This is a genomic window from Roseateles sp. (assembly GCF_044373315.1).
Taxonomy (GTDB): Bacteria; Pseudomonadota; Gammaproteobacteria; order Burkholderiales; family Burkholderiaceae_C; genus JACDQM01.
In genome coordinates this window covers 1-5,959 of record NZ_JBILQK010000143.1, presented here as the reverse complement: position 1 = coordinate 5,959, position 5,959 = coordinate 1, and the positions used below count along the sequence as shown (strand labels likewise).

7 protein-coding genes and 2 pseudogenes are annotated in these 5,959 nt (G+C 65.3%); 5 read left to right on the top strand and 4 right to left on the bottom strand.

Annotation, left to right across the window (positions count from 1 at the left end; translation table 11 throughout):
• From ACIQ67_RS18890 to ACIQ67_RS18875, 4 genes and pseudogenes are all read right to left on the bottom strand, one after another.
• Nucleotides 1-278 (bottom strand): annotated as a pseudogene (locus tag ACIQ67_RS18890) (VOC family protein); the annotation flags it as partial.
• A gap of 16 nt (nt 279-294) precedes the next feature.
• A complete protein-coding gene (gene dtd / locus ACIQ67_RS18885; protein WP_397535923.1) occupies nt 295-735 on the bottom strand; it encodes a D-aminoacyl-tRNA deacylase in 441 nt (146 codons plus the stop codon).
• Entirely contained in the window at nt 732-1,622 is an 891-nt protein-coding gene (locus tag ACIQ67_RS18880; protein ID WP_397535922.1) for a cation diffusion facilitator family transporter, read from the bottom strand. Before ACIQ67_RS18880 ends, dtd begins: the two co-directional genes overlap by 4 nt.
• A gap of 31 nt (nt 1,623-1,653) precedes the next feature.
• Entirely contained in the window at nt 1,654-2,379 is a 726-nt protein-coding gene (locus ACIQ67_RS18875) for a hypothetical protein (RefSeq protein ID WP_397535921.1), read from the bottom strand.
• A gap of 189 nt (nt 2,380-2,568) precedes the next feature.
• On the opposite strand from ACIQ67_RS18875, the gene argB reads away from it, so the two are divergent.
• The 5 genes and pseudogenes from argB to ACIQ67_RS18850 form a co-directional block, all read left to right on the top strand.
• Nucleotides 2,569-3,483: an acetylglutamate kinase gene (gene argB / locus ACIQ67_RS18870; RefSeq protein WP_397535920.1), complete on the top strand. Its 915-nt coding sequence runs from the start codon at nt 2,569-2,571 to the stop codon at nt 3,481-3,483.
• Between the two features lie 110 nt (nt 3,484-3,593).
• A complete protein-coding gene (locus tag ACIQ67_RS18865) occupies nt 3,594-4,292 on the top strand; it encodes an HAD-IA family hydrolase (protein WP_397535919.1) in 699 nt (232 codons plus the stop codon).
• A gap of 112 nt (nt 4,293-4,404) precedes the next feature.
• Nucleotides 4,405-5,079 (top strand): response regulator, encoded by a 675-nt coding sequence (locus ACIQ67_RS18860; protein WP_397535918.1) that lies wholly within the window; start codon nt 4,405-4,407, stop codon nt 5,077-5,079.
• Between the two features lie 76 nt (nt 5,080-5,155).
• Nucleotides 5,156-5,812: a nucleoid occlusion factor SlmA gene (gene slmA / locus ACIQ67_RS18855; protein WP_397535917.1), complete on the top strand. Its 657-nt coding sequence runs from the start codon at nt 5,156-5,158 to the stop codon at nt 5,810-5,812.
• A 28-nt stretch (nt 5,813-5,840) separates the two neighbouring features.
• Nucleotides 5,841-5,959, top strand: a pseudogene (locus ACIQ67_RS18850) (AAA family ATPase); the annotation flags it as partial.

Sequence of the window (5,959 nt, the reverse complement as noted above, 5' to 3'; positions counted from 1 at the left end):
GCCGCCAATGCGGCCGCATGTGCGGCATCCACTGCGGCCCGCGTGTCGGCATTCAGCGCCAGCATCGTGCCGTTGCCGAAGCTGGCGGGCTCGCCGTTGAAGGGCTGGCAGAGGTAGAGCTGGGACGTGCCATCGCCACTGGCCGGGCCGTAGCCCACGAAGCTCTCGTCAACATGCAGGGCTTTGAGCCCCAGCGGCGCCAGCACCGCGTCATAGAAGGCCTTGGCGCGCAGGCGGTCGTTGCTGCCCAGGGTGGCGTAGCGGATCATCGAGCTCATTGCAGGCTCCTCAGTCTCAATCGATGCGGAGGGGGATGGTCACCGGGCCGTCGTTGACCAGGCTGACCTGCATGTCGGCGCCGAACTCACCGCTGGCGACCTGGTGGTGCTGCTCGCGGGCGCGCTGCAACAGGTAGTCGTAGAGCCTGCGGCCCTGATCGGCCGGCGCCGCGCCGCTGAAGCTGGGGCGGTTGCCGCCGCTGACATCGGCGGCCAGCGTGAACTGCGAGACGACCAGCAGGCCGCCGCCGATGTCCTGCAGGCTGCGATTCATCTTGCCGGCCTCGTCGCTGAAGATGCGCAGCTTGAGGATCTTGGCTAGCAGCTTGTCGGCCTGGGTCTCACTGTCGCCTGGCTCGGCGCAGACCAGCAGCAGCAGGCCCGGGCCGATCTGGCCGATGGTCTGACCGGCCACGTCGACGCGGGCCTGCTTGACGCGTTGCAGCAGGCCGATCACAGCAGATCCTTCGGGTCGTCGAAGTGCGCTTCGACATCCATCGGCAGCAGCTGGATGCTGGCGCGCAGGCCCGGCACCGCGCTCATCAGGGCTTGCTCCACCGAGGTGCGCAAGGCCGCGGCGCGGCCCAGGCTCCAGCCCGGTGGCATGTGCATGTGCAGGTCCACATAGCGGCGCTGGCCGGCCATGCGGGTGGTGATATGGTCGAAGCGGATGGTCGGGTGCGTGAACTCGTCGAGCACCTTCTTGATCGAGGCTTGGGTGTCCTGATCCAGAGCCTGGTCCATCAGGCCCTGCGAGGCGGCATGCATCAGGTGGTAGCCCTCGCGCAGGATGTTCAGCGCCACCAGGATGGCCAGCAGCGGGTCCAGCCACAGCCAGCCGGTCAGCATCACGCCGATCAGGCCGGCCACCACGCCGGCAGAGGTCCAGACATCGGTGAACAGGTGGCGGGCGTCGGCCTCCAGGGCCAGGGAGCGGTGTTCGCGGGCCTTTTTCAGCATGGCCCAGGCCAGGCCGCCGTTGAGTGCCGAGCTGATGATGGACAAGGTCATGCCGATGCCCAGCGACTCGACCGGCTGCGGGTCCATGAAGCGATGGACTGCGGCCCAGATGATGGCGATGGCCGCAGCAAAAATCAGTACACCTTCAAAGCCGCTGGAAAAGTACTCTGCCTTGTGGTGCCCGTAGGGGTGGTCCTCGTCAGGCGGCCGGGCGGCGATGGTGACCATGGCCAGCGCGAACATCGCGCCGGCCAGGTTGACCAGGGACTCGAGCGCGTCGGACAGCAGGCTGACTGAGCCCGTCCACCACCAGGCGGCTGTTTTCAGCGCAATCGTCGCGATGGCCACGGCCACCGAGAGCTTCAGGTAGGAACTGACTTGCATGGCCGCATTGTCACCTCCCACTCAGCCAGGCTTAGGGCGTGTCCAAGCCGATGGTCTTGGCGACCTTGCCTTGCTCGTCCAGCATCTGGATGCTGGGCTTGCCGTCAGCGCTGACGATCAGCAGCATGCGGGTGCGGCCTTGGGCATCCGCCAGCGACAGGGCCGAGGCCTTGTCACGTGTGGTGCCCAGGCGCACGCGATTGGCAGGCATCAAGCCTTTCTCACGCATCTCCTGCATGGCTTGGCGGCGCTCGGGCGGCTTCATCCGGTCGATTTCGTCAAAGCGTTCCATGCGTTGCTTGACGTCCATGAGCTCATGCGAGGGCTCGTCGTTGATCTGCAGGTGCGTCATGGCTTGCCCCCCTTGCTCGGCGTGCAGGAGCTGCAGCACCTGGTCCTGCCGGAAGCGGTCGAAGGTCAGGCTCAGGCCTGCGTCGGGCTTGCCATTGAGGCCGACGCTACCTTTCTGGATCAGGCCGCCGCTTTCCGTACCCTCATCGTTGACGAACAGCATGCCGGCGAAGCTGCGCCGGTCCGGGCGAGGGATTTCCTGGCCCTTCCAGGGCGCGCCAGGGAACTGCGCGCGGTTGGAGATGACCATGCGCAGCGTGCCGTCCGGCTCGCGCACATTGATGCGGCCGACATCGATCTCCTCAAATTTGGCCGGTGGCGCCTTGGCCCCGGTCAACAAGGTGATGGCGATGATGGCGGTCGCGGTGGCAGTGCAGCCGCTCAGAAAAGCAGTCAGCTTGGACATCGGGTCAGGCTCCTTGTGTTCTGGATTGAGGGTTGTCTGAAAGAGGTGAGGCGCGATTCTGCGGCGATTCGACGCGCTGCTGGGCCCCGTGCGACATAGCGTCGTAACGGCGGTATGGGCTGCAGCGCCACCCTACAATCGGCGCGAGACTGTGCCCCTTGAACCTTTAGCCGACCGACGCTGCCCACCATGAAATCCGAGCCTGCATCCAACGCCACCGACATCGGCCACATCACTGCGCGCGAGAAGGCCGAGATCCTGTCCCAGGCGCTGCCCTATATCCGCAAGTTCCACGGCAAGACCATCGTCATCAAGTACGGTGGCAATGCCATGACCGACCCGGAGCTGCAGAAGGACTTTGCCGAAGACGTGGTTCTGCTCAAGCTAGTGGGCCTGAACCCGGTGGTGGTGCACGGCGGCGGTCCGCAGATTGAGGGCCTGCTAAGCAAGCTGGGCAAGAAGGGCGAGTTCATCCAGGGCATGCGCGTCACCGATGCCGAGACCATGGACGTGGTCGAGTGGGTGCTGGCCGGTGAGGTGCAGCAGGATGTGGTCGGCCTGATCAATGCCGCCGGTGGCAAGGCCGTGGGCCTGACCGGCCGCGATGGCGGCATGATCCGCGCCAAGAAGCTCAAGGTGCAGGATAAAGACGATCCGAGCAAGGAACACGATATCGGCCAGGTGGGCGACATCGTCTCGATCGACCCCAGCGTGGTGAAGGCCCTGCAGGACGACCAGTTCATCCCCGTGGTCAGCCCCATCGGCTTCGGCGAGCACAACGAGAGCTACAACATCAATGCCGATGTGGTGGCGGCCAAGCTGGCCACGGTGCTGCGCGCAGAGAAGCTGCTGATGCTGACCAATATCCGCGGCGTGCTGGACAAGGACGGCCAGCTGCTGACCGAGCTGACGCCGCGCCGCATCGACGAGCTGGTGGCGGACGGCACCATCAGCGGCGGCATGATCCCCAAGATCGCCGGCGCCATTGACGCGGCCAAGAGCGGCGTCAATGCGGTGCACATCATCGACGGCCGTGTGCCGCATGCCATGCTGCTGGAGATCCTGAGCGACCAGGCCTACGGCACGATGATCCGGTCTCACTGAGGCCGGATGTTCGTGCCGCGTCTGAGCGTAGCGAGGACTATCGATGATCCGGTCTCACGGAGGCCGGATGCGCGTGCCGTGTGTCGTGATCGCCAGGGTGGGGGGGTGCCGTGAAGCTGAACTCACGGACGGTCTGGCTGTTCGACCTCGACAACACGCTGCACAACGCCTCGCATCACGCATTCAAGGCCTTGAACGTCTCGATGAGCGAGTACATCGTCGAGCATCTGGGCCTGGTCCGCGCTGAGGCCGACGCGCTACGCGCGCGTTACTGGCATCGCTACGGGGCCACGCTGCTGGGCTTGAGCCGCCACCACGGGGTGGACGTGCATCATTTCCTGGCCGAGACGCACCGTCTGCCCGGGCTGGAGGACAGCCTTCACGGGCATGCCCATGACCTTGCCGCGCTGCGGCGCCTGCCGGGGCGCAAGTTCGTGTTGACCAATGCGCCCCTGGCCTACGCGCTGCGGGTGCTCGGGCACCTGGGGCTGCTGGGTGAGTTCGAGGCCGTGATCGGTTTTGAGCAGATGCGGATGTTCGGCCAGCATCGTCCCAAGCCGGATGCCAGGATGCTGCGCTGGTTGAGCGCGCAGCTGAAGGTATCCCCAGGCCGCTGCGTGCTGGTGGAGGACACCTTGATGCATCAGAAGTCGGCACGCGCCGTGGGCATGCGCACCATCTGGGTGCAGCGCTGGGTCCGGCAGGCCAGCCGCGTCGCCGGCGCTGAAGCCCGGCTGGGGCGCCGTCCCGCCTATGTCGATCGGCGTGTACACGGATTGCCCGAGCTTTTGCGCCGGCCATTGGCCTGAATCTGCTTGAACAAGGGTGTTGGCGCCACAGTCCAGCAACTTCGGGTCAACGCTGCTTGTTGCGCATGCCGCGCACAAGCAGAATGGCGCGGCCTCCATGGCCAGCTGACTTATGCCCGATTTCTCAGTACTGATTGTCGAAGACCAGATCCGATTTCGTGATGCTTTCACCCTGGCCCTGAGCAGTGTTCCCGATATCAAGCTACTCGGCATTGCGCCCGACCTGCCGCAGGGACGCAAGCTTTTCGATCAAACCCAGCCTGATGTGCTGCTGGTTGATCTCGACCTACCCGGTGGCAGCGGTATCGAGCTGATCCGGCATGCCGCGCAGACCCGCCCGCAGTGCGATGTGATGGTGATCTCGGTGTTCGGCGACGAGCAGCATGTGCTTTCCAGCATCGAGGCGGGTGCCACCGGCTATCTGCTGAAGGATTCCTTGGCGCTTGATCTGGCCGATCAACTGCGTGCCTTGCGCAATGGCGGCAGCCCGATCAGCCCCCTGATCGCCAGGCGTCTGTTGATGCGCCTTGCGCCTGGCGCCGGGCAGGGCGGCACGGGAACCGTGCCGCTGGCGGAGGATGAATCGGCGGTGGCCTTGTCAGAGCAGGAATCACGGGTGCTGCACCTGGCCGCCAAAGGATTCACCTTTGATGAGATTGCGCAGTTCATGCAGGTGTCGCCGCACACGGTGATGACCTATGTGAAGCGCATCTACCGCAAGCTGCAAGTGCGCTCCAAGGTCGAGGCCATCTACGAGGCCCGCCGCCTGGGTTGGTTGCGCGACTGAGTGCTCGGGTGGCGGCGCTCCGGGCTGTCATTGCCCTGTGCCAGAATCGCCGCAAGCCCTCAGCCCTGCACCCTCAATGCACGCATCCCCGCCCGATCTGACGGACAGCTCGCTGCAAGCCGCGCCCGCGGATGCCGTGGTGGTGGCACCTCGCAAGCGCCCCCGCCCTGGTGAGCGGCGTGTGCAGATCCTGCAAACCCTGGCCACCATGCTCGAACAGCCGGGCAGCGAGCGCGTCACAACTGCCGCGCTGGCTGCCAAGCTGGAAGTCAGCGAAGCAGCGCTGTACCGGCACTTCGCCAGTAAGGCCCAGATGTTCGAGGGCCTGATCGAGTTCATCGAGAGCAGCGTCTTCACGCTGCTCAAGCAGATTTCTGAGCGTGAGACTTCGGGCATGGCACAGGCGCAACGCATCGTTGCGGTGGTGCTGCAGTTCGGTGAGCGCAACCCTGGCATGACGCGCGTGATGGTGGGCGATGCACTGGTGTTCGAGAACGAACGCCTGACCACGCGCATGAACCAATTCTTCGATCGCATCGAATCGGCGCTGCGCCAGTCGCTGCGCACGGCCGCCGAAGCGCGCGGCTCCACCACGCCGACCGTCGAAGCCAACGCGCAGGCCTCGGTGATGGTGTGCTTCATCCTGGGGCGGCTGCAGCGCTATGCCCGCTCGGGCTTCAAGCGTCTGCCCAGCGAACAGCTGGAAGCGGCTTTGCGCATGCTGGCGGTCTGAGGTCGCCGAGGTCTTTTAGACTGCGGGCATGTCTGCCCTTGAACATCTGATCGAGCGCGCCGAGGCGCTGCTCACCCGACTCGAATCCGTGCTTCCGCAGCCGCTGGCGGCCCCCGACTGGTCGGCCTCGGTGGCGTTCCGCGCGCG

Excerpts from the sequence above, each read along its gene's own strand:
- ACIQ67_RS18880 (WP_397535922.1), bottom strand. The coding sequence starts at position 1,622 with ATGCAAGTCAGTTCCTACCTGAAGCTCTCGGTGGCCGTGGCCATCGCG.
- ACIQ67_RS18875 (WP_397535921.1), bottom strand. The coding sequence starts at position 2,379 with ATGTCCAAGCTGACTGCTTTTCTGAGCGGCTGCACTGCCACCGCGACC.
- argB (WP_397535920.1), top strand. The coding sequence starts at position 2,569 with ATGAAATCCGAGCCTGCATCCAACGCCACCGACATCGGCCACATCACT.
- ACIQ67_RS18860 (WP_397535918.1), top strand. The coding sequence starts at position 4,405 with ATGCCCGATTTCTCAGTACTGATTGTCGAAGACCAGATCCGATTTCGT.
- slmA (WP_397535917.1), top strand. The coding sequence starts at position 5,156 with ATGCACGCATCCCCGCCCGATCTGACGGACAGCTCGCTGCAAGCCGCG.